The following is a 26643-nucleotide window of genomic DNA, read 5'->3' on the forward strand; positions in this document are numbered from 1 at the left end:
CGCCAGGAACTCAAGTATGTCTCGCCAGGACGCGAACGCAGCCTTTGCCCTGTCATCCTTTTTGCAGGGCACTAACGCCACCTACATCGACGAAATCTACGCCCGCTACCAGAAGGACCCGTCCTCGGTCGATGCCGAGTGGCAGGAGTTCTTCAAGAGCCTGAACGACGCGCCGGCTGACATCAGCAAGAACGCGGAAGGCCCGTCCTGGGAGCGCGACAACTGGCCGCTGACCCCGAAGGACGATCTGACCTCCGCCCTCGACGGCAACTGGGCCGAGATCGAGAAGACGGTCGGTGGCAAGATCGCCGCCAAGGCGCAGGCCAAGGGGGCCGACATCTCCTCCGCCGACCTGCTTCAGGCGACGCGCGATTCCGTCCGCGCCCTGATGCTGATCCGCTCCTACCGCATGCGCGGCCACTTCCACGCCAAGCTCGATCCGCTCGGCATCGAAGCCCAGCGCAACCGCGAAGAGCTCGATCCGCGCACCTACGGCTTCAGCGAAACCGATTTCGACCGCAAGATCTTCCTCGATCACGTGCTCGGCCTCGAATACGGCACGTTGCGCGAGATCACCGCGATCTGCGAGCGCACCTACTGCCAGACGCTCGGCGTCGAGTTCATGCACATCAGCAACGCGGCGCAGAAGGCCTGGATCCAGGAGCGCATCGAGGGACCCGACAAGGAGATCTCGTTCACGCGTGAAGGCCGCAGGGCCATCCTGCAGAAGCTGATCGAAGCCGAGGGTTTCGAAAAGTTCTGCGATACCAAGTTCACCGGCACCAAGCGCTTCGGCCTCGACGGCGGTGAAGCCCTGATCCCCGCGCTCGAGCAGATCATCAAGCGCGGCGGCAATCTCGGCGTGAAGGAAATCGTGCTCGGCATGCCGCATCGCGGCCGCCTCAACGTGCTGACCCAGGTGTTGGGCAAGGCCCATCGCGCACTATTCCACGAGTTCAAGGGCGGCTCGGCCAATCCCGACGCGGTCGAAGGCTCCGGCGACGTCAAGTATCACCTCGGCGCCTCCTCGGACCGCGAGTTCGACGGCAACCGCATCCACCTGTCGCTGACCGCCAACCCCTCGCATCTCGAGATCGTCGATCCCGTCGTGCTCGGCAAGGTCCGCGCCAAGCAGGACCAGCACGGCGATCCCCCTGATATGCGCATCTCGGTGATGCCGCTCCTGATGCACGGCGACGCCGCGTTCGCCGGCCAGGGCGTGGTTGCTGAATGCTTCGGCCTGTCCGACCTGAAGGGCTACCGCACCGGCGGCTCCGTGCACTTCATCGTCAACAACCAGATCGGCTTCACCACCTATCCGCGCTACTCGCGCTCCTCGCCCTATCCGTCTGATGTGGCGAAGATGATCGATGCGCCGATCTTCCACGTCAACGGCGACGATCCGGAAGCCGTCGTGTTCGCGGCCAAGGTCGCGACCGAATTCCGGCAGAAGTTCCACAAGCCCGTCGTCATCGACATGTGGTGCTACCGCCGCTACGGCCACAATGAGGGCGATGAGCCGGCCTTCACCCAGCCGGTGATGTACAAGCGGATCGCCGCCCATCCCTCGACGCTGACGCTGTACTCCAAGCGCCTGATCGCAGAAGGCGTCGTCACCGAGGGCGAGGTCGACAAGCTGAAGGCGGACTGGCGCGCCCGGCTCGATGCCGAGTTCGAGGCCGGCACCTCCTACAAGCCGAACAAGGCCGACTGGCTCGACGGCAAGTGGGCGGGCTTCAAGATCGCCGACCAGGAAGAGGATGCGCGGCGCGGCGTCACCGGCGTCGACATCGCCACGCTGAAGGACATCGGCCGCAAGATCACCAAGGTGCCGGACGGTTTCCGCGTTCACCGCACCATCCAGCGCTTCCTCGATAACCGCGCCAAGGCGATCGAGAGCGGCAACGGCATCGACTGGGCGACCGGCGAGGCGCTGGCGTTCTGCTCGCTGCTCAACGAAAACCACCACGTCCGCCTGTCCGGACAGGATTCGGAGCGCGGCACCTTCTCGCAGCGCCATTCGGTCCTGATCGATCAGGAGGACGAGAGCCGCTACACGCCGTTCAACCATCTCGGCCACGAGCAGGGCCATTACGAGGTCATCAACTCGCTGCTGTCGGAAGAAGCCGTGCTCGGTTTCGAATACGGCTATTCGCTCGCCGAGCCGAACACGCTGACGCTGTGGGAAGCCCAGTTCGGCGACTTCGCCAACGGCGCGCAGGTCGTGTTCGACCAGTTCATCTCCTCGGGCGAGCGCAAATGGCTGCGCATGTCCGGTCTGGTCTGCCTGTTGCCGCACGGCTATGAGGGCCAGGGGCCGGAGCACTCCTCGGCGCGCCTCGAGCGCTACTTGCAGATGTGCGCGGAAGACAACATGCAGGTGGTCTACCCGACCACGCCGGCGAACTATTTCCACGTGCTGCGCCGGCAGCTGCATCGCGAGATCCGCAAGCCGCTGATCATGATGACGCCGAAGTCGCTGCTGCGTCACAAGCGCGCCGTGTCACGGCTCGACGAACTCGCGAAGGGCACGACCTTCCACCGCATCCTCTACGATGACGCCCAGATGCTGCCGAGCGAGGCGATCAAGCTCGTCCCCGACGAGAAGATCCGCCGCATCGTGCTGTGCTCCGGCAAGGTCTATTACGACCTCTACGAGGAGCGCGAGAAGCGCGGCATCGACGACATCTACCTGATGCGCATCGAGCAGCTCTATCCGGTGCCGCTGAAGGCGCTGGTGGCCGAGCTGTCGCGCTTCAAGAAGGCCGAGATGGTGTGGTGCCAGGAAGAGCCCCGCAACATGGGTGCCTGGCACTTCATCGAGCCCTATCTGGAATGGGTGCTGAACCAGGTGAACGGCGCGAGCCGGCGTCCGCGTTATGTCGGCCGCGCCGCTTCCGCCGCGACCGCAACGGGTCTGATGTCCAAGCATCAGGCTCAGCTGAAGGCGTTCCTGGACGAAGCACTGAGCTGAGAAGTTTTTTTAGGACTCTGTCATGCCCCGCGAAGGCGGGGCATCCAGTACTCCGCGGCTTTCGTTCTGATCACGAAGGTCACGGCGTACTGGATTGCCCGCCTTCGCGGGCAATGACGTATGAAATTCATGACCGCTACCTGCGATCCCTTAAGGAAGAGACCATGACTGAAATTCGTGTGCCGACGCTCGGCGAATCCGTCACCGAGGCCACCATCGGCCGCTGGTTCAAGAAGGCCGGCGACCCCGTCGCCGTCGACGAGCCCCTGGTGGAGCTCGAGACCGACAAGGTCACCATCGAAGTCCCCGCGCCGACCGCGGGCACGCTGAGCGAGATCATCGCTGCCGATGGTGCGACCGTTGCCGTGGGCGCGCTGCTCGGTCAGATCACCGATGGTGCCGGCGCAGCCAAGCCCGCCGCCGCGCCGGCCAAGGCTGCGGCGCCTGCAGCTGCTGCCGCCGCTCCCGCGCCGGCTCCCGCTGCCGCGAAGGCGCCGCCGGCCGATGCGCCGCTCGCGCCGTCGGTGCGCAAGCTCTCCGCCGAGACCGGCATCGACGCCTCGACCGTGCCGGGCTCCGGCAAGGACGGCCGCGTCACCAAGGGCGACATGCTGGCCGCGATCGAGCGCGCCGCCTCGGCGCCGACGCCGGTCAACCAGCCCGCCGCCGCCGTGCAGGTCCGCAGCCCCTCGCCGGCCGATGACGCCGCCCGCGAAGAGCGCGTCAAGATGACCCGGCTGCGCCAGACCATCGCGCGCCGGCTCAAGGACGTGCAGAACACCGCGGCCATGCTCACGACCTTCAACGAGGTCGACATGACCAACGTCATGGCGCTGCGCGCACACTACAAGGACGCGTTCGAGAAGAAGCACGGCGCCAAGCTCGGCTTCATGGGCTTCTTCACCAAGGCCGTCGTGCAGGCGCTGAAGGACATCCCGGCCGTCAACGCCGAGATCGACGGCAGCGACCTGATCTACAAGAACTATTATCACATCGGCGTCGCCGTCGGCACCGACAAGGGCTTGGTCGTGCCCGTGGTGCGCGACTGCGACCACAAGTCGATCTCCGACATCGAGAAGAGCATCGCCGATTTCGGCCGCCGCGCCCGTGACGGCCAGCTCAAGATCGACGAGATGCAGGGCGGCACCTTCACCATCACCAATGGCGGCATCTACGGCTCGCTGATGTCGACCCCGATCCTGAACGCGCCGCAGTCCGGCATCCTCGGCATGCACAAGATCCAGGAGCGGCCGATGGTCGTCGGCGGCAAGATCGAGGTCCGCCCGATGATGTATCTGGCGCTGTCCTACGATCACCGCGTCATCGACGGCAAGGAAGCCGTCACCTTCCTGGTCCGCGTCAAGGAGAGCCTGGAAGATCCGGCGCGCCTGGTGCTCGATCTCTGATCCCCGATGCTTTGCGAGCGCCGTCGCGACTGATGCGACGGCGCGTGTCGAACCATGGAGGCGCGCGTGACGGATAAAGTCGTTGTCATCACCGGCGGCAGCCGCGGCATCGGGCGGGCGACCGCGCTTGCGGCGGCCGCGCGCGGTTTTCGCGTCGTGGTTGGCTATGCCAGCAACAAGCAGGCGGCCGACGAGGTGGTCGCGCAGATCGCGGCCAGCAACGGCAAGGCCATCGCTGTGAAATGCGATGTCGCCGAGGAAAGCGACATCCTCAATCTGTTCAAGGAGGCCGACAAGTTCGGCACGCTCGGGGCGCTCGTCAACAATGGCGGCATCGTCGGCAAGAGCGGCGTGCGCGTCGACGAGATGTCGGCCGAGCGCATCCAGCGCGTGATGGCGGTGAACGTCACCGGCTCCATCCTCTGCGCGCGCGAGGCGGTGAAGCGGATGTCGACCAAGCACGGCGGCACGGGCGGAGTCATCGTCAACCTGTCGTCCGTCGCAGCGCGGCTCGGCTCGCCCAACACCTATGTCGACTACGCCGCGTCCAAGGGTGCGGTCGATTCCTTCACCGTCGGCCTCGGCCATGAGGTCGCGGGCGAGGGCATCCGCGTCGCCGCGATCCGTCCCGGCCTGATCGACACCGACATCCACGCTGCCGGTGGCGAGCCCGACCGCGCCCATCGCCTGGCCCATCTGGTGCCGATGAAGCGCGTCGGCACCGCCGATGAAATCGCCAATGCCATCGTCTGGCTGATCTCGGACGAGGCCTCCTACGTCACCTCAGCCATTCTCGATGTGTCCGGCGGACGCTGACGCGCTGCGCGGACGCTGACGCATCCTCACCACGCCTAACATTACGGGACTTTCTCTCATGGCTACCTACGATCTCGTCGTCATCGGCACCGGACCGGGCGGTTATGTCTGCGCGGTACGCGCGAGCCAACTCGGCATGAAGGTCGCCGTGGTGGAAAAGAACGCGACCCTCGGCGGCACCTGCCTCAATGTCGGCTGCATGCCGTCGAAGGCGCTGCTGCACGCTTCCGAAATGTTCGAGGAAGCCGGCCATTCCTTCGCCAAGATGGGCGTCAGCGTTTCCGCGCCGAAGCTCGATCTGCCCGCGATGATGAACTTCAAGCAGCAGGGCATCGACGGCAACGTCAAGGGCGTCGAGTTCCTGATGAAGAAGAACAAGATCGACGTGCTCAAGGGCACCGGCAAGATCCTCGGCACCGGCAAGGTCGAGGTCTCCGCCGACGGCAAGTCGCAGGTGGTCGAGACCAAAAACATCGTGATCGCCACCGGCTCGGACATCGCGCGCCTCAAGGGCATCGAGATCGACGAGAAGCGCATCGTGTCCTCGACCGGCGCGCTGTCGCTGGACAAGGTGCCAGGCCGATTGCTGGTCATTGGCGCCGGCGTGATCGGGCTCGAACTCGGCTCGGTGTGGCGCCGGCTCGGAGCCGAAGTCATGGTGGTCGAATTCCTCGATCGCATCCTGCCCGGCATGGATGGCGAGATCGCCAAGCAATTCCAGCGCATCCTTGAAAAGCAGGGATTTGCATTCAAGCTGGGCTCGAAGGTCACCGGCGTCGAAGCGACTAGCAAGGCATTGCTCGCGAAAATCGAGCCCGCCGCGGGCGGCACCGCGGAGACGCTCGAAGCCGACGTCGTGCTCGTCTGCATCGGCCGCGTGCCCTACACCGACGGTCTTGGCCTGAAGGAAGCCGGTGTCGCGCTGGATGCGCGCGGCCGGGTGCAGATCGATCCGCATTTCGCCACCAGCCTGAAGGGCGTCTATGCCATCGGCGACGTCGTCGCAGGCCCCATGCTCGCGCACAAGGCCGAGGACGAGGGCGTCGCGGTTGCCGAGATCATCGCAGGCCAGGCCGGCCACGTGAATTACGACGTCATCCCCGGCGTCGTGTATACCACGCCGGAAGTGTCCTCCGTCGGCAAGACCGAGGAGGAACTCAAGCAGGCGGGCACGGCTTACACGGTCGGAAAGTTTCCGTTCACCGCCAACGGCCGCTCCAAGGTCAACCAGACCACTGACGGCTTTGTGAAGATTCTCGCGGATGCGAAGACCGATCGCGTGCTCGGCGTGCACATCATCGGCCGCGAAGCCGGCGAAATGATCCATGAAGCGTGTGTTCTCATGGAATTCGGCGGCAGTGCGGAAGATCTCGCGCGCACCTGCCACGCCCATCCGACGCGCTCGGAGGCCGTCAAGGAAGCCGCGCTTGCGGTCGGCAAGCGAGCCATCCATATGTAACGACGCGCCCAGCGCCGAACCGGGCGGGAAACACATGCTGCGCCGCCTTCTTCAACCGGTCTGGGTCCTGCTTGCGATCATCTTCCTGATCGAAGCCTGGCTGTGGGATCATCTCGAGCCGATCGTTGCCAGGATCGTCGCGGCCATTCCGCTCGCGCGCTTCAAGCATTGGCTAACGGAGCGCGTCGATGCGCTCTCGCCGGCCATGACGCTGCTCGTGTTTGCGGTGCCCGTCGTCCCGCTGTTTCCGCTCAAGCTGGTCGGGCTGTGGCTGCTCGCGCATGAATACTGGACCGGCGCGTTCTTCACCATCGTGTTCGGAAAGCTCGTCGGCGTCGGCGTCACCGCCTTCGTGTTCGACGTCACGCGTGCCAAGCTGCTGGAGATGCGCTGGTTCGAGCGGATCTACGCCCTGGTGCTGAAGATCCGCGCCAAGGCCGCGGAGCTGGTCGACCCGATCAAGCGCCGCATCCGCGAGCTGATCGCCGGCAACGGCGAGGGCTGGTCCTACCGCACGCTGCGTATGATCCAGCGCTTCAGGAAGAGCGTGCACCAGGCGCGGTGATCTTCGCCACCACAAGGACCGTCCGTAGCCCGGATGGAGCGCAGCGCAATCCGGGACAGGCGTCCCCGCTCTATCCTCCGTCATTGCGAGCCAACGGGTCCGCGCGAAGCGCGGCCCGATGACAGGCTCCGCGAAGCAATCCAGTATCTTTCCCCGGAGGCAGTCTGGATTGCTTCGTCGCAAGGGCTCCTCGCAATGACGCGGTGAGAACCCGGCCTCAACACCTCAATGCAAATGCAACAGATGCGGCCACCACAGGCCGAGTGCCGTCATGAACAGGCCGGCGATCGTCAGCGCGCCGCCGACATAGGCGAGCGCGATCATGCCGGTGATGATGGTGGCGGATGCCAGCACAATGCCGATCTGGAAGGCGGCCGAGGCCAGCTCGAAATGGTGATACTTCGCGGTCGCCTCGTCGCGGGCGTGCTCGGCGTGCTTGGCCTTGTCCGCAAGCTGCTCGGTGCCTTCGCCGGTCTCGGGCTCGGAGCGGTAGCGCTGCGCGGTCTTGGTCCAGTCGTCGATCTGCTTCTGCACGGCGGGCTTCTGCGCCTCGGCCGCGGCGGCCAATGTCAGCTTGCCCTGCTCGGCCGCGGTCACCACCACGGTGCGGCGAATGCTCTTGGCCTGGAAGAATGCCCAGAGATTGGCGGCCTCGACGTTCTTGCTGATCGATTCGGTCTGGGCACCCTTGCCGAGCGTCTCCGAGATCGCCAGGAACAGCGCCAGCACGGCGATCAGAAGGGCGATCTTCTTGTTCGAGCCGGACGCGTGTTCGGCGTGCTCGGCATGCTCCATGCTTTCATGTGCGCCCATAAATGCTCTCCTGTGCTGGTTCCCACGATTTGACCGAACCGTGGGCGCAGCGCAAGAGGCACGCGAGCTATGACGAGAGTGTGTCAGCGCCGCGGATGGGCGCTCGCATACACCTCGAGCAGGCGCTCGGAATCGATGCCGGTATAGACCTGCGTGGTCGACAGCGAGGAATGGCCGAGCAATTCCTGGATGGCGCGCAGATCGCCGCCGCGCGAGAGCAGATGCGTGGCGAAGGAATGCCGCAGCGCGTGCGGCGTGGCGCTGTCGGGAAGTCCCAGCGCGCCGCGCAGCCGCTCCATCGCGAGCTGGATGATGCGCGGGCTCAAGGGGCCGCCGCGTGCGCCGACGAAGATCGGGCCATCCGCGGGCAGCGGATAGGGACACATCGCGACATATTCCTGCACCAGCGCGAGCACGTTCTGCAGCACCGGCACCATGCGGGTCTTGTTGCCTTTGCCTGTCACGACCAGCACGTCGCCTTCGCCGGGTTTCGGCACCTCGCGGCGCTTGAGACCCAGCGCCTCGGAGATGCGCAGGCCCGAGCCATAGAGCAGCGCCATCACCGCGGCGTCGCGTGCAAGGATCCAGGTCTCGCGCTCCTCGCCGGCGCGCTCGTCGGCATCGGCAAGACGTTTGGCCGATGCCATCGGCAGCGGCTTCGGCAGGCTCTTGGCGACCTTCGGCGCGCGGATCGCCGACAATGCGCCGACCTTGCCCTTGCCCTCGCGCTCCAGAAAGCGTCCGAACGAGCGCAGGCCCGCCAGCGCGCGCATCAGCGAGCGGCCGGCGATGTCATCTGCCCGGCGCATCGCCATGAAGGCGCGCACGTCGGTGGCTTCCAGCGCTGCAAACCGCTCCAGCGTCACCCGCTCGCCCCAATGGGCACAGAGGAAATCCAAGCATTGCCGCAGATCGCGGCCATAGGCCTCCAGCGTCTTCGGCGACAGCCGCCGCTCGGCGCCGAGATGCGACAGCCAGCGCGCCATCTCCTGCGCGATCGAGGGATCGGCGCTGGCGAGCTCGATGTGTGGGGCGACCGCTTTGCTCATGCGCTCTGGACGTGGTGATTCCGCACAGTATATCGCATCACACTCGTTTATCGTTCGCTAAGGCCGCCGCGCGGCGCTAGCCTCAAGGCCTCAAGGTTCCGATTCCAAAGCTCATGGACCAATCGCCGCGCAACACCACCGCCCCCGCCACCCGCATGGTCGACGTGCTGGTGCCGGTCGCGCTCGACCAGACCTATTCCTACAAGGTGCCGCGCGGCATGGAGCTGAAGGCGGGCGATCTCATCAGTGTGCCGCTCGGTCCGCGCGAGGTGCTGGCCGTGGTCTGGGGCGAGAACGCCAATCCCGATCCGCGCCTGCATAACCGCCTCAAGGAGGTCAGCGAGAAGCTCGACATTCCGCCGCTCAAGCCGGAGCTGCGCTCGGTGGTGGACTGGGTCGCCAATTACACGCTGAGCCCGCGCGGCATGGTGCTGCGCATGTGCCTGCGCATGGGCGAAAATCTCGGCCCGGAGCGGGTGCGCGCCGGCGTGCGCCTGACCGGCGATCCGCCGAAGCGCCTGACGCCGGCGCGTCAGCGCGTCATCGCTCTGCTGTCGGACCGGCTGCTGCACGGCAAGTCCGAGACGGCCAAGGAAGCCGGCGTCTCCGCAGGCGTGATCGACGGTCTCGTCGATGAAGGCACGCTCACGGTGGAGCCGATGCCGCCGCCGCCTCCGCCGCCGGCGCCCGATCCGGAATTCGGCCGGCCGGATTTTTCGCTGCTGCAGCGTGCCGGTGTGGATGCGATGCGCGCGCTCGCGGCCAATGGCACCTTCCATGTCGCGCTGCTCGACGGCGTCACCGGCTCGGGCAAGACCGAGGTCTATTTCGAAGCGGTCGCCGAGGTGATCCGCCGCGGCAAGCAGGCGCTGATCCTGATGCCGGAGATCGCGCTGACCGGCCAGTTCCTCGATCGCTTCGCGCAGCGTTTCGGCGTGCGGCCGATCGAATGGCATTCCGAGCTCACCCCGCGCACCCGCGCGCGCAATTGGGCCGCGATCTCCGAAGGTTCGGCGCCGGTCGTGGTCGGCGCGCGTTCGGCGCTGTTTCTCCCTTACGCCAATCTTGGCCTCATCGTCGTCGACGAGGAGCACGACCAGGCCTACAAGCAGGACGACGGCGTGCATTACCACGCCCGCGACATGGCGGTGGTGCGCGGGCACATCGCAAAAATTCCGGTCGTGCTGGCCTCGGCGACGCCGTCGGTGGAATCCGAGGTCAATGCGCGCAAGAGCCGCTATCAGCGCATCGCGCTGCCCTCGCGCTTCGGCGGCCAGCACATGCCGCATATCGAGGCCATCGACCTGCGCCGCGAGCCGCCCGCGCGCGGCCGCTTCATCTCGCCGCGGCTCGCCGGCGAGATCAGGACCGCGATCGAGCGGCGCGAGCAGGCGCTGTTGTTCCTCAATCGCCGCGGCTATGCGCCGCTGACCCTGTGCCGTGCCTGCGGCCATCGCTTCGCCTGCACCATCTGCGATGCCTGGCTGGTCGATCATCGCTTTCGCCAGCGCCTCGTCTGCCATCATTGCGGCTTCTCGATGCCGCGCCCGCATGTCTGCCCGAACTGTTCGGCCGAGGAATCGCTGGTCGCGGTCGGCCCCGGCGTCGAGCGCCTGCAGGAGGAGGCGGCCGCGTTGTTCCCGCAAGCGCGCACCATGGTGCTGTCGAGCGATCTCATCACCTCGATCGAGACGATGCGAAGCGAGCTCGCCGAGATCGCGGAGGGCCGCGTCGACATCATCATCGGCACGCAGCTCGTGGCCAAGGGTCACAACTTCCCGCGGCTCAATCTGGTCGGCGTCGTCGATGCCGATCTCGGCCTTTCCAACGGCGATCCGCGTGCGGCCGAGCGTACCTGGCAATTGCTCAACCAGGTGATCGGCCGCGCCGGCCGCGAGCAGGGCCGCGGCGTCGGCTATCTCCAAACCCACCAGCCCGATCATCCCGTGATGCGGGCGCTCGTCGCCTGCGACCGCGAGGCGTTCTACGACAGCGAGATCGAGCTGCGCGAAAAGACGCTCTATCCGCCGTTCGGCCGGCTCGCCAGCCTGATCATCTCCGCCGGCGACCGCCCGGGTGCCGAGGGCTTTGGCCGCAAGCTCGTCGCGCTCGCGCCGCGCGACGAGCGCGTCGTCGTGCTCGGCCCCGCCGAAGCCCCGCTCGCCGTCATCAAGGGCCGCTACCGCTTCCGCATCCTGGTGAAATCGGCGCGCGGTTTCGACCTGTCGGACTACTTGCGCAACTGGCTCGCGGTCTGCCCGAAGCCGACAGGCAATCTGAAGCTGGAAGTCGACGTCGATCCGCAGAGCTTTTTGTAGGGCCACCGCAGCCATACCCTCTGCTGTCATTCCGGGGCGCACGCGTAGCGCGAGCCCGGAATCCATCGGGCGGCAGAGTTTGTGGATGAATGGATTCCGGGTTCGCGCTCCGCGCGCCCCGGAATGACAAAACAAAAAAGCCCGCGGTCCCCCAAGACCGCGGGCTTGTTTCACGTGCGCAGCAAACTGATGAAAACTGCGCGCTCGATCAGGCGCGGATCGCGCCTTTAGGAGACGACTTCCGCGGTGACGCGGCCGACGCCGCGACTGGTGAGGCCGATGGCGCGGGCGGCACCCGTGGAGAGGTCGAGTACACGCCCGCGAATGAACGGGCCGCGGTCATTGATGGTGACGATGACGCTCTGGCTGCCATGGGTGACGCGCAGCTTGGTGCCGAAGGGCAGCGAACGGTGCGCCGCGGTCATGGCGTTCTGGTTGAAGCGCTGGCCCGAGGCGGTCTTGCTACCGGACTCATTGCCGTAAAAGGACGCGATGCCGGAGAAGCTGCGGCCCGTGCCGGAGGTCGGCGTCATCGACGCATTGGCATTGCGCCAATCGGCGGTCGCGTTGGCCTCGGTCTGGGCGTGGTGGCGGTGGTGATGCCGATGCTTGGATTTGGCGGAAGCTTCGGTGGCAGTTCCACCGACGAGGAGAGTTGCGGCGACGAAAGCAATCGCCGTACGCGGCCGGGTCACAAAGCCCAGCGTCTTCAAAGACAGCATTTAATGGTCCCTAAGCTAGTATTGCCACATTTGTGGCAAGTGGAGCCCCCATCAGTTTGTGAGCGATTTGGCGTTTCGATTCCCAATGAGGCGTGAATTGGGCAGTAAATCCAGTATGTGTCGTCGTGAAATATCTTGTTACCGTCGCGAGATATTCATCCGATATCCCGTAATCTTCGCCTTTAACGATTTATTGACCTCTAATTTACTTACGAATACTGTAAAGCGAAGTCATCGCCTCTAGCGTTTAGAATTCGATAAGTATTCGGCGGGTGGAACTGGCCGGAACGGATTCACGCCTCGGCGATCCGTGTTCATGGCCGCTATGCGCTGGGGGCAGGAACCAATGGGAGGTGTCGCGCCGGGGCCGGCGCTGAATTCCGTGACGTGGCAGGTCGCCGCCTCGGTCGGCCCCTCCCGCGCGCAATGTGTTGCGAGGCTGCGACGAACTGGCGACAGAACCTCATGCCTTTAGTTTGGCGTCATGTTGCACCTGCGCACCTGCTATGTTAGCAAAGCCGCGATTTTAACGAGCCCGGCACCTCCCGTGCTGGTCGGAAATCGAAGTCCCGCTTGAATTCCAAGGGCTTGGATCGCTAGGCGCCGCTTCGTGGCGACGGTTTTTCCCTTGCGAGTTTGACAGCAAAAAGAGCGCGTCTGTGGCTGCAGAAGATACGTCCGTTTCAGGTGTGTCCGGCCGTTATGCAACGGCCTTGTTTGAACTGGCTCGCGACCAGAACGTGGTCGACGAGGTCAAATCCGATCTCGACAAATTCGATGCCATGCTGAACGACAGCGCTGATCTCAAGCGCCTCGTCCGCAGCCCGGTGTTCGCCGCCGACACCCAGTCCAGGGCCCTTTCGGCCGTGCTGGACAAGGCGGGCATCGCCGGCATCACCGCCAACTTCCTGAAAGTGCTGACCGCCAACCGCCGCCTGTTCGCGGTGGCCGACGTCAGCCGCGCCTACCGCGCCCTCGTGGCCCGGTTCAAGGGCGAGACGACGGCCGACGTCACGGTGGCGGAGGCGCTCTCTGACAAGAATCTCGATGCCCTCAAGGTTGCCCTGAAGTCGGTGACCGGCAAGGACGTCGCGCTGAACGTGAAAGTCGATCCCTCGATCATCGGTGGCCTCGTCGTCAAGCTGGGCAGCCGCATGGTGGATGGTTCGCTTCGCACCAAACTCAATTCGATCAAGCACGCGATGAAAGAGGCAGGCTGATGGACATCCGCGCCGCGGAAATTTCCGCGATCCTCAAGGACCAGATCAAGAATTTCGGCCAGGAAGCTGAAGTCTCCGAAGTCGGACAGGTGCTGTCCGTTGGCGACGGTATCGCCCGCGTCTACGGTCTGGACAACGTCCAGGCCGGTGAAATGGTCGAGTTCGAGAACGGCACCCGCGGCATGGCGCTGAACCTCGAAACCGACAACGTCGGTGTCGTTATTTTCGGTGCCGACCGCGAGATCAAGGAAGGCCAGACCGTCAAGCGCACCCGCGCCATCGTGGACGCGCCGGTCGGCAAGGGCCTGCTCGGCCGCGTCGTCGACGCGCTCGGCAACCCCATCGACGGCAAGGGCCCGATCCAGGCCGAGAAGCGCATGCGCGTCGACGTCAAGGCGCCCGGCATCATTCCGCGCAAATCGGTGAACGAGCCGATGGCGACCGGCCTCAAGGCCATCGACGCCCTGATCCCGATCGGCCGCGGCCAGCGCGAGCTGATCATCGGCGACCGTCAGACCGGCAAGACCGCGATCGCGCTCGACACCATCCTGAACCAGAAGCCGCTCAACGCGCAGCCGGACGAGAACATCAAGCTGTACTGCGTCTACGTCGCGGTCGGCCAGAAGCGTTCGACCGTCGCCCAGTTCGTGAAGGTGCTGGAAGAGCAGGGCGCGCTCGAATACTCGATCGTCGTCGCCGCCACCGCCTCCGATCCGGCGCCGATGCAGTACATCGCCCCCTTTACCGGCTGCACCATGGGCGAGTACTTCCGCGACAACGGCATGCACGCGGTCATCATCTATGACGATCTGTCCAAGCAGGCCGTCGCCTACCGTCAGATGTCGCTGCTGCTGCGCCGCCCGCCGGGCCGCGAAGCCTATCCCGGCGACGTGTTCTATCTGCACTCCCGCCTGCTCGAGCGCGCGGCGAAGCTGAACAAGGACATGGGCTCGGGCTCGTTGACGGCGCTGCCTGTCATCGAAACCCAGGCCAATGACGTGTCGGCTTACATCCCGACCAACGTCATCTCGATCACCGACGGCCAGATCTTCCTGGAAACCGACCTGTTCTTCCAGGGCATCCGTCCTGCCGTGAACGTCGGTCTGTCGGTGTCGCGCGTCGGTTCGTCGGCGCAGACCAAGGCCACCAAGAAGGTCGCCGGCAAGATCAAGGGCGAGCTCGCGCAGTACCGCGAAATGGCGGCGTTCGCGCAGTTCGGCTCCGACCTCGACGCCTCGACCCAGCGCCTGCTCAACCGCGGCTCGCGCCTCACCGAGCTGCTCAAGCAGCCGCAGTTCTCGCCGCTGAAGATGGAAGAGCAGGTCTGCGTGATCTGGGCCGGCACCAACGGCTATCTCGATCCGCTCCCGCTCAACAAGGTGCGCGCGTTCGAGGACGGCCTGCTGTCGCTGCTGCGCGGCAAGCACGCCGACATCCTCAATGCGATCCGCGACAGCCGCGATCTCTCCGACGACACCGCTGCCAAGCTGAAGTCGGTGGTCGAAGGCTTCGCGAAGAGCTTCGCGTAATCGAAGAACCGTCATGGCCGGGCGTTCGCCCGGCCATCCACGTGCGCTGCGTGGAGACGAAGACGTGGATGCCCGGGACGAGCCCGGGCATGACGACAGAGATAGGCTAGCGGCTTGATCGTCAGGATCGAACCGTCGGGGACGAAGAATGGCGTCACTTAAAGACATGCGCGTCCGCATCGCCTCTACCAAGGCGACGCAAAAGATCACCAAGGCCATGCAGATGGTCGCCGCCTCCAAGCTGCGCCGCGCGCAGACCGCCGCGGAAGCGGCGCGTCCCTACGCCAACAAGATGAGCGCGGTGATCTCCAACATCGCCAGCGCCGCGGTCGGCTCGCCCGGCGCACCGGTGCTGCTGGCCGGCACCGGCCGGGACCAGGTTCATCTGCTGCTGGTCTGCACCGGCGAGCGCGGCCTGTCCGGCGCCTTCAACTCCTCCATCGTGCGCCTCGCCCGCGAGCGCGCTCTGGCGCTGATCGCGCAGGGTAAGGAAGTGAAGTTCTTCTGCGTCGGCCGCAAGGGTTACGAGCAGCTCCGCCGCCAGTTCGACAAGCAGATCGTCGAGCACATGGACCTGCGCAGCGTCCGCCAGCTCGGCTTCGTCAACGCCGAGGAGATCGCCAAGAAGGTTCTGGCGCGCTTCGACAACGGCGAATTCGACGTCTGCACGCTATTCTATTCGCAATTCAAGTCGGTGATCGCACAGGTCCCTACCGCTCAACAGATCATTCCGCTGGTTGTCGAGGAAGGCGCTGCGAATGGCAGCGCGACCTCTTACGAATATGAGCCGGAGGAGGACGAGATCCTCACGCGCCTGTTGCCGCGCAACCTCGCGGTGCAGATCTTCCGCGCCCTGCTCGAGAACAACGCCTCGTTCTACGGTGCGCAGATGTCGGCGATGGACAACGCCACCCGCAACGCCGGGGAAATGATCCGCAAGCAGACGCTGGTCTACAACCGCACGCGTCAGGCTCAGATCACCAAGGAACTCATCGAAATCATCTCCGGCGCAGAAGCAGTCTGACCGGACACGAAATTCGGATCGAAGGAGACAGTAAATGGCTACAGCAGCCACACAGATCGGTCGCGTTACCCAGGTCATGGGCGCCGTCGTCGACGTGCAGTTCGAAGGCCACCTGCCGGCCATTCTCAACTCGCTCGAAACCAAGAACGGCAACAACCGCCTGGTGCTGGAAGTCGCGCAGCATCTCGGCGAGTCGACCGTCCGCACCATCGCGATGGACGCCACCGAAGGTCTGGTGCGCGGCCAGGAAGTGACCGACACCGGTCAGCCGATCTCGGTTCCCGTGGGGGATGGTACGCTGGGCCGCATCATGAATGTCATCGGCGAGCCGATCGATGAGGCCGGCCCGATCAAGTCGGAGGGCACCCGCGCCATCCACCAGGAAGCGCCGACCTACACCGACCAGTCGACTGAAGCCGAAATTCTCGTCACCGGCATCAAGGTCGTCGATCTGCTCGCGCCGTATGCGAAGGGCGGCAAGATCGGCCTGTTCGGCGGCGCCGGCGTGGGCAAGACCGTGCTGATTCAGGAGCTGATCAACAACGTCGCGAAGGCGCACGGCGGTTACTCCGTGTTCGCCGGCGTCGGCGAACGTACCCGCGAGGGCAACGACCTCTATCACGAGTTCATCGAGTCCAAGGTCAACGCCGACCCGCACAATCCGGATCCGAGCGTGAAGTCGAAGTGCGCGCTGGTGTTTGGTCAGATGAACGAGCCGCCGGGCGCCCGCGCCCGCGTCGGTCTGACCGGTCTGACCGTCGCCGAGCACTTCCGCGACCAGGGCCAGGACGTGCTGTTCTTCGTCGACAACATCTTCCGCTTCACGCAAGCGGGTTCGGAAGTGTCGGCGCTGCTCGGCCGTATTCCTTCGGCGGTGGGTTATCAGCCGACGCTCGCGACCGACATGGGCGCGCTGCAGGAGCGCATCACCACCACGCAAAAGGGCTCGATCACCTCGGTGCAGGCCATCTACGTGCCGGCCGACGACTTGACCGACCCGGCGCCCGCGACCTCGTTCGCGCACTTGGACGCCACCACGGTGCTGTCGCGCGCGATCTCGGAAAAGGGCATCTATCCGGCGGTGGACCCGCTCGACTCGACCTCGCGCATGCTCTCGCCGCTGGTCGTCGGCGAGGAGCACTACACCGTCGCCCGTCAGGTCCAGCAGGTGCTGCAGCGCTACAAGTCGCTCCAGGACATCATCGCCATTCTCGGCATGGACGAGCTTTCGGAAGAGGACAAGCTGACGGTGGCCCGCGCCCGCAAGATCGAGCGCTTCCTGTCGCAGCCGTTCCACGTCGCTGAAATCTTCACGGGTTCGCCGGGCAAGTTCGTGGACCTCGCCGACACCATCAAGGGCTTCAAGGGCCTGGTCGAAGGCAAGTACGACCACCTGCCGGAAGCTGCCTTCTACATGGTCGGCACCATCGAAGAGGCCGTCGAAAAGGGCAAGAAGCTGGCGGCGGAAGCCGCCTAAGCACGGCTGTCATTGCCGGGCTTGACCCGGCAATCCATCGAAAATGAAATCTTTCGACGGATGGACCCGCGGGTCAAGCCCGCGGGTGACAAGCGAAGAGAACGGAAACAACCATGGCCACCTTCCATTTCGATCTCGTCTCTCCGGAAAAGCTCGCCTTCTCGGGTGAGGTCGAGCAGGTCGACATCCCCGGCGCCGAGGGTGATTTCGGCGTGCTGGCGGGGCATGCGCCGGTCGTGGCTGCGATCCGGCCTGGCATCCTCACCGTCACCACCGGCGGCCGCCACGAGAAGATCATCGTGCTCGGCGGCCTCGCCGAGGTCTCCGAAAACGGCCTGACGGTGCTCGCTGACGTCGCGACGTCGCTGGACGAGCTCGACCGTGCGCAGTTCGCCGAAACCATCGCGGAGATGGAAGAGAATCTGAAGGAGCACGAAGGCTCCGAGCTCGATCAGGCCATCGAGCGGCTCGACCACTTCAAGAGCATCCAGCATCAGCTCAACGCCACGGCTATGCACTAAGCCCCGGGGCACCGCTCCGGGGCTCGATCTGCAAATTCCTGAACAGTTTCAGCGCTCGTCACGGTCGTGGCGGGCGCTGAAACTTTATTGCGCTATCGCTGGCGCTGTCGCCTATTTTATCGCGGCGCGTCAGTCACTTCGCTACTGTGCATGGGGTTGTTTTCGAGAGTTCAGTCGGCGAGGTGCGCAAACTCATGTGCCACCGCGCGGTAGACCTCGCGGCGGAACGGCACCACGAGGTCGGCGACACGGTCGAGGCGCTCCCAGCGCCAGGCGTCGAACTCGGCGGGCTGGCCGTTGCGCGGCGTCAGCGGATCGATCTCGTCGTCCGTGCCGGTGAAGCGCAGCGCGAACCATTTCTGGCGCTGGCCGCGAAATTTCGCCAGCCGGTGCGTCTGCGGTCCGTCGTAAGGCGGGAATTCATAGGTGAACCAGTCGGTCTCGCCGAGATAGTCGGCACTGACGACGTTGGTCTCCTCCCACAGCTCGCGCATCGCCGCATCACGCAGGTTCTCGCCCTCGTCGACACCGCCCTGCGGCATCTGCCAGTCGAGCCCCGGCAGGATGATCTCGGGTCCGTCACCCTTGAAGCGATGGCCGATCAGCACGCGGCCGTCGGCATTGAACAGCGCGATGCCGACGTTCGGGCGGTAGGGTCTTTCAGTCGTCATCTCAGTCATTCCGGGGCGCGCGCAGCCCGAGCCCGGAATCCATAACCACAGGCGGCAATCGATTGAAAGGCCGTGGCTGCGATCCTTTCGCACAGCTTCTGCCTGGGAGTATGGATCCCCGCCTTCGCGGGGATGGCGACCGAGCGAGCCGCGACAGGTGATCTGATCACCCCTCCGCCAGCGCAGAAAATTCCTGCACCACGCGCTCATAGACCGGGCGCTTGAACGGGATGATCAACTCAGGGAGATTCTTCATCGACTCCCAGCGCCAGCTCACGAATTCCGCCTTGTGGCCGCCGCCGCCGGGATGCTCGACGTTGATCTCGCTGTCCTTGCCGGTGAAGCGCACCGCGTACCATTTCTGGCGCTGGCCGCGGTAGCGGCCCTTCCAGGCGCGCCCGGCAACGGTGCGCGGAATGTCATAGGTGAGCCAGTCCGGGACCTCGCCGAGCCGCTCGACCGAGTGCACGCTGGTCTCCTCGTAGAGCTCGCGCTTGGCCGCTTCCCAGGTGTCCTCGCCGGGATCGACCCCGCCCTGCGGCATCTGCCAGACATGGGTGTCGTCGACATGCTCGATGCCGCCGGCGCGGCGGCCGATGAACACCAGTCCCTTTGGATTGATCAGCATCACGCCGACACAGGTCCGGTAGGGCAGATCCTCGTAACGCGCCATTCCGCCAGACCTCTTGCCTGCTTCTTGGGAAGGCATGCCGGCCCCGCGAGACCCGTGCCGAACCAATTCGTTGATTTAGCTGGATTTTGATTTCAGCATCGCGGTTGTCAATGGCACCAAAAGGATACCTCGGTCGCCCAATGTCTTGGTCCAGGCGCTGATGCGCTCGATCGAGACGGGCAAGGCGGAGGCCGTGCCGACGGCGATGCCGCGCTCGCGCGCCGCCGATTCCAGCTTGTTGAGGGCGCGGTCGATCTCGGTCGCTGTCGGCACCGCGTCGATGGCGATATCGCCCTTGCCGAACGGCACGGCCTGGTTCGCCGCGGCCTGGGGCGCGATGCTGCGGGGCGAGGAGCCGTCGTCGAAGAAGCCGAGCCCGCGCTTGGCCGCCTCGCGGATGATCGGCTGCATGGCGGGCTCGGTCGCGATGAAGCGGGCGCCCATGAAATTGGTGAGGCCGGCATAGCCCTGCATGCGGCTGAGGTGCCAGTACAGGCGGTCCATGTTCTGGTCGGGGCTGAGCGAGGTCAGCAGCGTCTGCGGCCCCGGATCGTTGTCGGGGAAGTCGTAGGGCTCCATCGGGATCTGGAGGAAGATCTCGTGGCGCTGCGCCCGCGCCCGCTCGGCGAGCTTGCCGGGGTCGGAGCCGTAGGGTGTGAAGGCCAGCGTCACCGCCGGCGGCAGCTTCAAGATGGCGTCCAGGGTCTTGGCGGCGCCGACGCCGAGGCCGCCGATCACGATCGCGACCACCGGCATCTTGGCGGCCTTGGCGCGGTCGGCGTCCGCCGCATAGACGTTGAACGGCCTCAGCCCGTCGGCGACCACCGGGATCATGCCGTAGCGCGATTTCTCCAGCAGCTTCGGATTGATCCCGGTCATGACGGGCGGCGGGGCGGATGCAGCCTCGCCCTTGTCCGCGGCATCGCCCCCGCCGATCACCACGTCGCGGCGGGCGCCGGTGGAGCCGTCGATCATGGTGATGGTCTTCTGCTCGCCGGGCGCGGCCTGCTTCGGCGTTTCCTTGGTCTCGTGCTTGGTTTCCTGGCCTTGGCCGATGGCAGACTTGTCGTCCGTGGCCTTCTCGGCCGGCCTGAGCTGGTTGATCGCGATCCGGCTCATCGGCTCACCGCCGAGCGGGTCCTTGTTGAAGATGGCGAAGCCGGCAAAGGTAACCAGGAACAGGCCGAGCAGAACAGCCAGCAGCTGCATAGACGTGAACGGCAGCCGCAGCCGCCGTTTGCGGCGCGGCTTATCCTGTCCGAGCGGGGCGCTCAGATCATCGGCCGTTTCAGTCATGCGCGATCCCGAATCACTCCAGCCGACGATACCACGCCGAGGTCAAGCGGCGGCAGGCCGGGATAGGCCGGAGGCAGCAGCAGTTCCCAAGCAAAAAGGGCGGCTTCAGGAAGCCGCCCTTTCGCTGGATCGCGTGATACGCCGACCTAGTTCGCCGCTTTGGCCTTGTCGGTCGCCGCCTTGTTGTCGTTGCCGGGCGTCGGCGCCGCGGAGGCGCTGTTCTTGATGCCGTGGAGCAGGTCGCCGGCGAGCTTGAGCGCCTTGTCGTCCTTTGCGTCCGGCGGGACGTAGGACTGCGAGCCGGTCTTCTCGTCGCCGTCGTTCTTGAGGTGGCCGCGCAGCGAAGCCTCGCCCTTGGTGTCGGTGCGCGACTTTAGCTCGTCCGGCACGTCCTGGAGCACTTCGATATCGGGCACGATTCCCTTGGCCTGGATCGACTTGCCCGACGGCGTGTAATAGCGCGCGGTGGTCAGCCGCAGCGCGCCGTTGCCGCTGCCGAGCGGAATGATGGTCTGCACCGAGCCCTTGCCGAACGAGCGCGTGCCGACGATGGTTGCGCGCTTGTGGTCCTGCAGCGCGCCGGCGACGATTTCCGACGCCGAGGCCGAGCCGCCATTGACCAGCACGATGACCGGCCTGCCCTTGGTCAGGTCGCCCGTATGCGCGGCGCGGCGCTGGGTCTCCTCGGCATTGCGGCCGCGGGTCGAGACGATCTCGCCCTTCTCGAGGAACGAGTCGGAGACGGTGACCGCTTCCTCGAGCAGGCCGCCCGGATTGTTGCGGAGGTCGATGATGAAGCCCTTGAGCTTGTCGCCGCCGATCTGGTTCGTGAGGTTGCCGATCTCGCGCTTCAGGCCTTCGGTGGTCTGCTCGTTGAAGGTGGTGATGCGGATATAGCCGATGTCATCCTGCTCGACGCGCGCGCGCACCGAGCGGACGCGGATGTTGTCGCGCACCAGCGTGACGTCGAGCGGATTGTCCTGGCCCTTGCGGATGATCTTGAGCTTGATCTTGGTGTTGACCGGACCGCGCATCTTCTCGACCGCTTGGTTCAGGGTCAGGCCCTGCACGGCTTCGTCGTCGAGATTCGTGATGATGTCGTTGGCCATGATGCCGGCGCGCGAGGCGGGCGTGTCGTCGATCGGCGAGACCACCTTGATCAGGCCGTCTTCCATCGTGACCTCGATGCCGAGGCCGCCGAACTCGCCGCGGGTCTGCACCTGCATGTCGCGGAAGCTCTTCGCGTCCATGTAGCTCGAGTGCGGATCGAGGCCGGTAAGCATGCCGCTGATGGCGGATTCGATCAGCTTGGTGTCATCGGGCTTCTCGACATAGTCGGAGCGCACGCGCTCGAACACGTCGCCGAACAGGTTGAGCTGGCGATAGGTGTCCGCGGTGGCGGCTCGCGCGCTGGAGCCCATGAACACCGCGCGCGGCTGGGTCACGAACAGCGTCAGCGCTGCACCGGTGGCGGCGCTGAGGAGGATTACTGAAGTCTTGCGCATCATCCGCGAACCTTCTCGCCTTCATTTGCGGCCCACCATGGGCCTGGATCGATTGGAGTGCCGTCTTTGCGGAACTCGACATACAGCACAGGTTGACTCGCGTTCGTGGCGAGAATGGAGGCGACTTGAGAGGTCGACCCCATGGTCGCGACCGGCTCCCCCGTGAGCACAAACTGTCCGATGTTGACCGAAATGCGCTCCATCCCGGCGATCAGGACATGATACCCGCCCCCGGCATTGAGGATCAAGAGTTGTCCATAGCTGCGGAATGGGCCGGCATACACAACCCAGCCATCACACGGCGTCGTGACCTGGGCGCCGGGCTTGGTCGCCAGCGAAATGCCCTTCTGGACGCCGCCGACCCCGTCGGAACCGCCAAAATCCCTGATCTTGTTACCGTTAACCGGAAGCGGCAGGAGACCCTTGGCCGAGGCGAAGGCGATCGCCGGGGTGGTGCGGGACTTGTCCTTGAACGCGCCCGGGCCCTGTTTGGCGCTGGCGGGCGCGTTTGCCGCCGCCAGTTTGGCCTCCTTGGCCTCGGCCTGCCTTGCAGCCTCGGCAGCCTTCTCGGCCGCCCTGGCGGCGGTTTGCAGATCCTGCTCCATCTTGGCGATCAGCCCCTGGAGATCGCCGACCTGCCTTGACAGCGCGATCGCGCGCGCGCTTTCGGCATCGAGGTCTTTTTCCCGTGCGGACTGCTGACGCTGTCGTTCCTCGATCAGGGCGGTGAGCCGGGCCTGGTCATTGCGGACCTTGTCGCGGTCGGAGGCGAGCTGATCGCGCTCGGTGGCAATGGTCCTGCGCAAGGCCACGAGCTCGCCGAGCTCGCTTGCGATCTTCTCGGCGCGGCCGCGCAATTCCGGCACGACGGCGCCGAGCAGCATCGCGGTGCGCAAGGATTGCAGCGCATCCTCGGGCCGCACCAGCAGCGCCGGCGGCGTGCGCCGGCCGGCGCGCTGCAAGGCCGCCAGCACCTCGACGATGTCGGCACGGCGCGAATCCAGCGAAGCGCGCATCTGCTGCTCGCGGCCGTTCAGCGTTCGCAGCCGCGCTTCGGCCTCGTCGATCTTGGTTTCCACGGCGCGCACATTGGCGGCGGTGTCGATCAGCTGCTGATTGAGCTGGGTGCGGTCCTGGCCGAGCGCGGTGATCTCGGCCTTCAGCTTGGCCTGCGCTTCTTCCGCGCTTCGTTGCCTCGCGCGCGCGGCCTCCAGCTCCTGCTCGCGCTGCTTGATCGCATCGGGCGAGACCGCTGCGGTCTGCGGCGGCGGCGCAACTGTCTGACCTTGCGTCTGAGCTTGCGCGAGGCTTTCTTCGGCGAAGAGGCTTGCGCCGGCGAGGCCGGTGATCAGCAGCAGGTTGAGGAGCGGCGCTCGCATCGTGTCGGCAAAGGTGCTCGTTGTGGCGCGCATCATGCGCGGTGATAGGGATGGCCGGCCAGGATGGTGGCGGCCCGATACAGCTGTTCCAGAAGCATGACGCGGACCATTTGGTGCGGCCAGGTCGCAGAGCCGAACGCGATCGCGAGCTTGGCCTTACGGCGCAATTCGGGCGAAAGTCCGTCCGCCCCTCCGATCACGAAGATAGTATGTCCGGCGCCCTCGTCGCGCCAGCGCGCCAGATGCCGTGCGAATACGGTGGACTCGAGATTCTGGCCGCGCTCGTCCAGCGCCACCAGGATCGCCTTGTCGGGAATATGCGCCGAGATCGCCGCGGCCTCTTCGGCCATCCGTGTCGCGGCGTCGCGCGCGCGGCTTTCGGGAATTTCGTGGATGCCGAGCTCGCGGAATCCAAGCTTGCGGCCGGCCTCCTCGAACCGCTCGAAATAGCGGTCTGCAAGCTCCCGTTCGGGGCCCTGCTTCAGCCGGCCCACCGCAATGACAGCAACACGCATGATTCTTGAGTCGCGTTGACGAGACCGCGCGCAACAAGCGCGCGCACGACGCTAGCATGCGCGTCAGCCGATTCGAAATCGGCCTTCGAGCCTAGATCGCCTTCGCCGCCCCTGGGCCCTGCGTGTACAACCTCTCGAGGTTGTAGAACTCGCGGACCTCGGGTCGGAACACGTGCACGATCACGTCGCCGGAATCGATCAGCACCCAGTCGCAATTGGGCAAGCCCTCGACATGGATGTTCTTGATGCCGTTTTCCTTGAGGCTCTTGGTGACGTTTTCCGCGATCGCGCCGACGTGCCGGTTCACCCGGCCGGTGGTGACGATCATGTAGTCGGAGTACGCCGATTTGCCGCGAAGGTCGATGGTGACCGTCTCTTCCGCCTTCATGTCCTCGAGGCGGGAGAGGATCAGGCTCAGCGTCTTGTCGGCGTCGGGTTGCGCCTTCAAGGCCGCAGCTTTGGTCGATGTTTTACGCGTAGGCTTGGCAACCTTGGGTAAAACAGACTTGGACAATACAGATGCGGTCAGGGACCATTCCTTTCACTGTATCGCGAACGCCGAATCCGGGCGCCCACTGGTTACACTACATCATGTGGGGTTAAGGGTTTCAATATGCCAGAGAGACCGAAATCCCCACCAGGTCGGCACACTTCGTCTCACTTCGTACCTTTCCAGCTCCCGTCCGGGTTCCGTAGGCCGGTCGAGGACAGATTCAGCTTCAATCCGGTCAGGAACACCCAGGCCGGTGCTGGCCGATCCGCAAGCTGGACGGCCTTGTTCTCGGGCAGACGGTAGCGCGATAACGCCTGGGCCGCGGGCGAGCCGAGCGCGCGAAAACTCTGCGGGGGGCGATCGATCACGGCCATCGGCACCTGGGCGGCGATGCGCCGCCAGTCCTGCCAACGATGGAATTGAGCGAGATTGTCGGCGCCCATGATCCAGACGAAGCGCAAGCCAGGGAAGCGGCGGCGCAAGGTGTTGATCGTGTCGATAGTATAGCGGGTGCGAATGACGGATTCGAGACAGCTCACCTCGATGCGCGGATCATCGGCGACCTCGCGCGCGGCCTGCATGCGCTCGCCGAGCTCGTGCAGCGTGCCGTTCTCCTTGAGCGGGTTGCCTGGTGTGACCAGCCACCAGACGCGATCGAGCTGCAATCGCTTCAGCGCGAAGCGGCTGATCGCGCGGTGCGCCTGATGCGGCGGGTTGAACGAGCCGCCGAGCAGGCCGATGCGCATGCCCGGCGTCGAGGGCGGAACCGCTTGCGCCACGAAGCGCGGCACGACGAGATTGTTGCTCAATGCCCGCGCCCCGCGACGTCTACGGCCGAGTCTGTCCGGTGCCGCGGACGCGATATTTGAAGCTCGTCAATTGCTCGGCGCCGACCGGGCCGCGGGCGTGGAAGCGGCCGGTGGCAATGCCGATCTCGGCGCCGAACCCGAATTCGCCACCATCGGCAAACTGCGTCGAGGCGTTGTGGAGCACAATCGCGGAATCGACCTCGCTCAGGAACTTGCTCGCGGCAGCCTCATCCGCGCTCACGATTGCATCGGTGTGATGCGAGCCGTGGTCCTGGATGTGCGCGATCGCGCCCTCGACGCCGTCCACCACCTTCGCCGCGATGATCGCGTCGAGATATTCGGTGTCCCAATCCTCCTCGCTCGCCGGCTTGACGCGCGCATCGGCCTTCTGCACGGCCTCGTCACCGCGCACCTCGCAGCCGGCATCGAGCAGCATCTCCACCAGCGGCTTCAGGTTCTTGCCAGCGGCGGCACGATCGACCAGCAGCGTCTCGGCCGCGCCGCAGACGCCGGTGCGCCGCATCTTGGCATTGAGCACGATCGACTTCGCCATGGCGAGGTCGGCGCTGCCGTCGATATAGACGTGGTTGACGCCTTCGAGATGCGCGAAGACAGGCACGCGCGCTTCCTGCTCGACCCGCGCGACGAGGCTCTTGCCCCCGCGCGGCACGATCACGTCGATGGCGCCGCTCAGCCCCGACAGCATCATGCCGACCGCGGCGCGGTCGCGCGTCGGCACCAGCGTGATCGCAGCTTCCGGCAGGCCGGCTTCGCGCAGGCCCTGCACCAGGCACTCATGGATGGCGCGGCAGGAGCGGAAACTGTCGGAGCCGCCGCGCAGGATCACGGCATTGCCCGACTTCAGGCACAGCACGCCGGCATCGGCCGCAACGTTGGGCCGGCTCTCAAAAATCACGCCGACGACGCCGAGCGGCACGCGCACGCGCTCGATGGACATGCCGTTCGGCCGCTGCCAGCGCTCGGTGACGACGCCGATGGGATCGGCGATGCCGCGCACAATGCCGATGCCTTCGGCCATTCCTTCGACCCGTGCCGGCGTCAGCGTCAGGCGATCGATGAAGGAGGAGGTGGCATTGCCGGCGGCACGGGCCTCCGCGACGTCCTCCGCATTGGCGGCGAGGATCGCGGCCGAGTCGGCGCGGATTGCCCGCTCCATGGCTTCCAGCGCACGGTTCTTCTGCTCCGGCGGCGCCAGTGCCAGCACGCGCGCGGCAGCGCGGACACGGGTTCCGAGATCGGACATCAGCGCCAAGAGATCGCAAGCTCGATCGGCATCGCCGTCAACGGCTTTGAGGGGGGCGGCCATGGGAGTTCAACCTTCTGCTAAGGCGGTGTCCTAGCACGGAAATCCCGCTTTTGCGAAGGGCGGGGAGGGTATGGCTGGTCTC

At 65.4% G+C, this 26643-nt stretch carries 23 protein-coding genes; 11 read left to right on the forward strand and 12 right to left on the reverse strand.

Annotation, left to right across the window (positions count from 1 at the left end; translation table 11 throughout):
• Positions 1-16 precede the first annotated feature (16 nt).
• The 5 genes from I6F17_RS35940 (at position 17) to I6F17_RS35960 (ending at position 7220) form a co-directional block, all read left to right on the forward strand.
• On the forward strand, positions 17-2974 hold the full coding sequence (locus tag I6F17_RS35940; protein WP_225131611.1) for a 2-oxoglutarate dehydrogenase E1 component: 2958 nt from the start codon (positions 17-19) through the stop codon (positions 2972-2974).
• Between the two features lie 164 nt (positions 2975-3138).
• Positions 3139-4380, forward strand: coding sequence for a 2-oxoglutarate dehydrogenase complex dihydrolipoyllysine-residue succinyltransferase (odhB, locus tag I6F17_RS35945; RefSeq protein ID WP_036008775.1), 1242 nt, complete (start codon positions 3139-3141; stop codon positions 4378-4380).
• 54 nt (positions 4381-4434) lie between these two features.
• Positions 4435-5196 (forward strand): SDR family oxidoreductase, encoded by a 762-nt coding sequence (locus I6F17_RS35950; RefSeq protein WP_128265196.1) that lies wholly within the window; start codon positions 4435-4437, stop codon positions 5194-5196.
• Between the two features lie 58 nt (positions 5197-5254).
• Positions 5255-6655 (forward strand): dihydrolipoyl dehydrogenase, encoded by a 1401-nt coding sequence (gene lpdA, locus I6F17_RS35955; protein ID WP_225131613.1) that lies wholly within the window; start codon positions 5255-5257, stop codon positions 6653-6655.
• Between the two features lie 34 nt (positions 6656-6689).
• The gene (locus I6F17_RS35960; RefSeq protein WP_036024632.1) at positions 6690-7220 is read left to right on the forward strand and encodes a hypothetical protein; all 531 of its coding nucleotides are present in this window, start codon (positions 6690-6692) and stop codon (positions 7218-7220) included.
• A 225-nt stretch (positions 7221-7445) separates the two neighbouring features.
• On the opposite strand, the gene I6F17_RS35965 is transcribed toward I6F17_RS35960, so the two are convergent.
• Both I6F17_RS35965 and I6F17_RS35970 read right to left on the reverse strand, forming a co-directional pair.
• Positions 7446-8033 (reverse strand): DUF4337 domain-containing protein, encoded by a 588-nt coding sequence (locus tag I6F17_RS35965; RefSeq protein WP_036008765.1) that lies wholly within the window; start codon positions 8031-8033, stop codon positions 7446-7448.
• A gap of 83 nt (positions 8034-8116) precedes the next feature.
• The gene (locus I6F17_RS35970) at positions 8117-9082 is read right to left on the reverse strand and encodes a tyrosine recombinase XerC (protein WP_225131615.1); all 966 of its coding nucleotides are present in this window, start codon (positions 9080-9082) and stop codon (positions 8117-8119) included.
• Positions 9083-9195: 113 nt separating this feature from the next.
• Here I6F17_RS35970 and I6F17_RS35975 point away from each other — a divergent pair, with 113 nt between their 5' ends.
• The gene (locus I6F17_RS35975; protein WP_225131617.1) at positions 9196-11400 is read left to right on the forward strand and encodes a primosomal protein N'; all 2205 of its coding nucleotides are present in this window, start codon (positions 9196-9198) and stop codon (positions 11398-11400) included.
• A gap of 227 nt (positions 11401-11627) precedes the next feature.
• Here the strand turns inward: I6F17_RS35975 and I6F17_RS35980 are convergent, their stop codons facing one another.
• Entirely contained in the window at positions 11628-12122 is a 495-nt protein-coding gene (locus tag I6F17_RS35980) for a septal ring lytic transglycosylase RlpA family protein (RefSeq protein ID WP_036040689.1), read from the reverse strand.
• A 659-nt stretch (positions 12123-12781) separates the two neighbouring features.
• Here I6F17_RS35980 and I6F17_RS35985 point away from each other — a divergent pair.
• The 5 genes from I6F17_RS35985 (at position 12782) to I6F17_RS36005 (ending at position 17893) form a co-directional block, all read left to right on the forward strand.
• Positions 12782-13342 (forward strand): F0F1 ATP synthase subunit delta, encoded by a 561-nt coding sequence (locus I6F17_RS35985; protein ID WP_036040674.1) that lies wholly within the window; start codon positions 12782-12784, stop codon positions 13340-13342.
• Positions 13342-14871, forward strand: coding sequence for a F0F1 ATP synthase subunit alpha (atpA, locus tag I6F17_RS35990; protein ID WP_225131619.1), 1530 nt, complete (start codon positions 13342-13344; stop codon positions 14869-14871). The genes I6F17_RS35985 and atpA overlap by 1 nt, the downstream gene beginning before the upstream one ends.
• A 148-nt stretch (positions 14872-15019) precedes the next feature.
• On the forward strand, positions 15020-15895 hold the full coding sequence (locus tag I6F17_RS35995) for a F0F1 ATP synthase subunit gamma (protein ID WP_225131621.1): 876 nt from the start codon (positions 15020-15022) through the stop codon (positions 15893-15895).
• A gap of 34 nt (positions 15896-15929) precedes the next feature.
• Complete coding sequence (gene atpD, locus I6F17_RS36000) at positions 15930-17372, forward strand: F0F1 ATP synthase subunit beta (protein WP_036008750.1); 1443 nt, start codon at positions 15930-15932, stop codon at positions 17370-17372.
• 113 nt (positions 17373-17485) lie between these two features.
• Entirely contained in the window at positions 17486-17893 is a 408-nt protein-coding gene (locus I6F17_RS36005) for a F0F1 ATP synthase subunit epsilon (RefSeq protein ID WP_225131624.1), read from the forward strand.
• 170 nt (positions 17894-18063) lie between these two features.
• On the opposite strand, the gene I6F17_RS36010 is transcribed toward I6F17_RS36005, so the two are convergent.
• The 9 genes from I6F17_RS36010 to I6F17_RS36050 form a co-directional block, all read right to left on the reverse strand.
• A complete protein-coding gene (locus I6F17_RS36010; RefSeq protein ID WP_225131627.1) occupies positions 18064-18564 on the reverse strand; it encodes an RNA pyrophosphohydrolase in 501 nt (166 codons plus the stop codon).
• Between the two features lie 166 nt (positions 18565-18730).
• Positions 18731-19237: an RNA pyrophosphohydrolase gene (locus tag I6F17_RS36015; protein WP_036040666.1), complete on the reverse strand. Its 507-nt coding sequence runs from the start codon at positions 19235-19237 to the stop codon at positions 18731-18733.
• Positions 19238-19312: 75 nt separating this feature from the next.
• Complete coding sequence (locus I6F17_RS36020; protein WP_225131629.1) at positions 19313-20533, reverse strand: divergent polysaccharide deacetylase family protein; 1221 nt, start codon at positions 20531-20533, stop codon at positions 19313-19315.
• A gap of 146 nt (positions 20534-20679) precedes the next feature.
• Positions 20680-22041: a S41 family peptidase gene (locus I6F17_RS36025; RefSeq protein ID WP_036040653.1), complete on the reverse strand. Its 1362-nt coding sequence runs from the start codon at positions 22039-22041 to the stop codon at positions 20680-20682.
• Positions 22038-23417 carry a peptidoglycan DD-metalloendopeptidase family protein gene (locus I6F17_RS36030; RefSeq protein ID WP_225131631.1) on the reverse strand — a complete coding sequence of 460 codons (1380 nt, stop codon included), beginning with the start codon at positions 23415-23417 and terminating at the stop codon, positions 22038-22040. Before I6F17_RS36030 ends, I6F17_RS36025 begins: the two co-directional genes overlap by 4 nt.
• 32 nt (positions 23418-23449) lie before the next feature.
• A complete protein-coding gene (gene rlmH, locus I6F17_RS36035; protein ID WP_036008734.1) occupies positions 23450-23932 on the reverse strand; it encodes a 23S rRNA (pseudouridine(1915)-N(3))-methyltransferase RlmH in 483 nt (160 codons plus the stop codon).
• A 91-nt stretch (positions 23933-24023) separates the two neighbouring features.
• Complete coding sequence (gene rsfS, locus I6F17_RS36040) at positions 24024-24380, reverse strand: ribosome silencing factor (RefSeq protein WP_024338888.1); 357 nt, start codon at positions 24378-24380, stop codon at positions 24024-24026.
• A 209-nt stretch (positions 24381-24589) separates the two neighbouring features.
• Positions 24590-25234: a nicotinate-nucleotide adenylyltransferase gene (locus I6F17_RS36045; RefSeq protein ID WP_036024650.1), complete on the reverse strand. Its 645-nt coding sequence runs from the start codon at positions 25232-25234 to the stop codon at positions 24590-24592.
• Positions 25235-25253: 19 nt separating this feature from the next.
• Positions 25254-26561, reverse strand: coding sequence for a glutamate-5-semialdehyde dehydrogenase (locus tag I6F17_RS36050; protein ID WP_225131630.1), 1308 nt, complete (start codon positions 26559-26561; stop codon positions 25254-25256).
• Between the last annotated feature and the right edge of the window lie 82 nt (positions 26562-26643).

The sequence above is a fragment of the Bradyrhizobium sp. NBAIM18 genome, assembly GCF_020193825.1.
Lineage (GTDB): Bacteria > Pseudomonadota > Alphaproteobacteria > Rhizobiales > Xanthobacteraceae > Bradyrhizobium > Bradyrhizobium yuanmingense.

Coding starts and splice junctions, on each gene's coding strand:
- I6F17_RS35940 (WP_225131611.1), top strand. CDS start 17: ATGTCTCGCCAGGACGCGAACGCAGCCTTTGCCCTGTCATCCTTTTTG.
- odhB (WP_036008775.1), top strand. CDS start 3,139: ATGACTGAAATTCGTGTGCCGACGCTCGGCGAATCCGTCACCGAGGCC.
- I6F17_RS35950 (WP_128265196.1), top strand. CDS start 4,435: ATGGAGGCGCGCGTGACGGATAAAGTCGTTGTCATCACCGGCGGCAGC.
- lpdA (WP_225131613.1), top strand. CDS start 5,255: ATGGCTACCTACGATCTCGTCGTCATCGGCACCGGACCGGGCGGTTAT.
- I6F17_RS35960 (WP_036024632.1), top strand. CDS start 6,690: ATGCTGCGCCGCCTTCTTCAACCGGTCTGGGTCCTGCTTGCGATCATC.
- I6F17_RS35965 (WP_036008765.1), bottom strand. CDS start 8,033: ATGGGCGCACATGAAAGCATGGAGCATGCCGAGCACGCCGAACACGCG.
- I6F17_RS35970 (WP_225131615.1), bottom strand. CDS start 9,082: ATGAGCAAAGCGGTCGCCCCACACATCGAGCTCGCCAGCGCCGATCCC.
- I6F17_RS35975 (WP_225131617.1), top strand. CDS start 9,196: ATGGACCAATCGCCGCGCAACACCACCGCCCCCGCCACCCGCATGGTC.
- I6F17_RS35980 (WP_036040689.1), bottom strand. CDS start 12,122: ATGCTGTCTTTGAAGACGCTGGGCTTTGTGACCCGGCCGCGTACGGCG.
- atpA (WP_225131619.1), top strand. CDS start 13,342: ATGGACATCCGCGCCGCGGAAATTTCCGCGATCCTCAAGGACCAGATC.
- I6F17_RS35995 (WP_225131621.1), top strand. CDS start 15,020: ATGGCGTCACTTAAAGACATGCGCGTCCGCATCGCCTCTACCAAGGCG.
- atpD (WP_036008750.1), top strand. CDS start 15,930: ATGGCTACAGCAGCCACACAGATCGGTCGCGTTACCCAGGTCATGGGC.
- I6F17_RS36005 (WP_225131624.1), top strand. CDS start 17,486: ATGGCCACCTTCCATTTCGATCTCGTCTCTCCGGAAAAGCTCGCCTTC.
- I6F17_RS36010 (WP_225131627.1), bottom strand. CDS start 18,564: ATGACGACTGAAAGACCCTACCGCCCGAACGTCGGCATCGCGCTGTTC.
- I6F17_RS36015 (WP_036040666.1), bottom strand. CDS start 19,237: ATGGCGCGTTACGAGGATCTGCCCTACCGGACCTGTGTCGGCGTGATG.
- I6F17_RS36020 (WP_225131629.1), bottom strand. CDS start 20,533: ATGACTGAAACGGCCGATGATCTGAGCGCCCCGCTCGGACAGGATAAG.
- I6F17_RS36025 (WP_036040653.1), bottom strand. CDS start 22,041: ATGATGCGCAAGACTTCAGTAATCCTCCTCAGCGCCGCCACCGGTGCA.
- I6F17_RS36030 (WP_225131631.1), bottom strand. CDS start 23,417: ATGCGAGCGCCGCTCCTCAACCTGCTGCTGATCACCGGCCTCGCCGGC.
- rlmH (WP_036008734.1), bottom strand. CDS start 23,932: ATGCGTGTTGCTGTCATTGCGGTGGGCCGGCTGAAGCAGGGCCCCGAA.
- I6F17_RS36050 (WP_225131630.1), bottom strand. CDS start 26,561: ATGGCCGCCCCCCTCAAAGCCGTTGACGGCGATGCCGATCGAGCTTGC.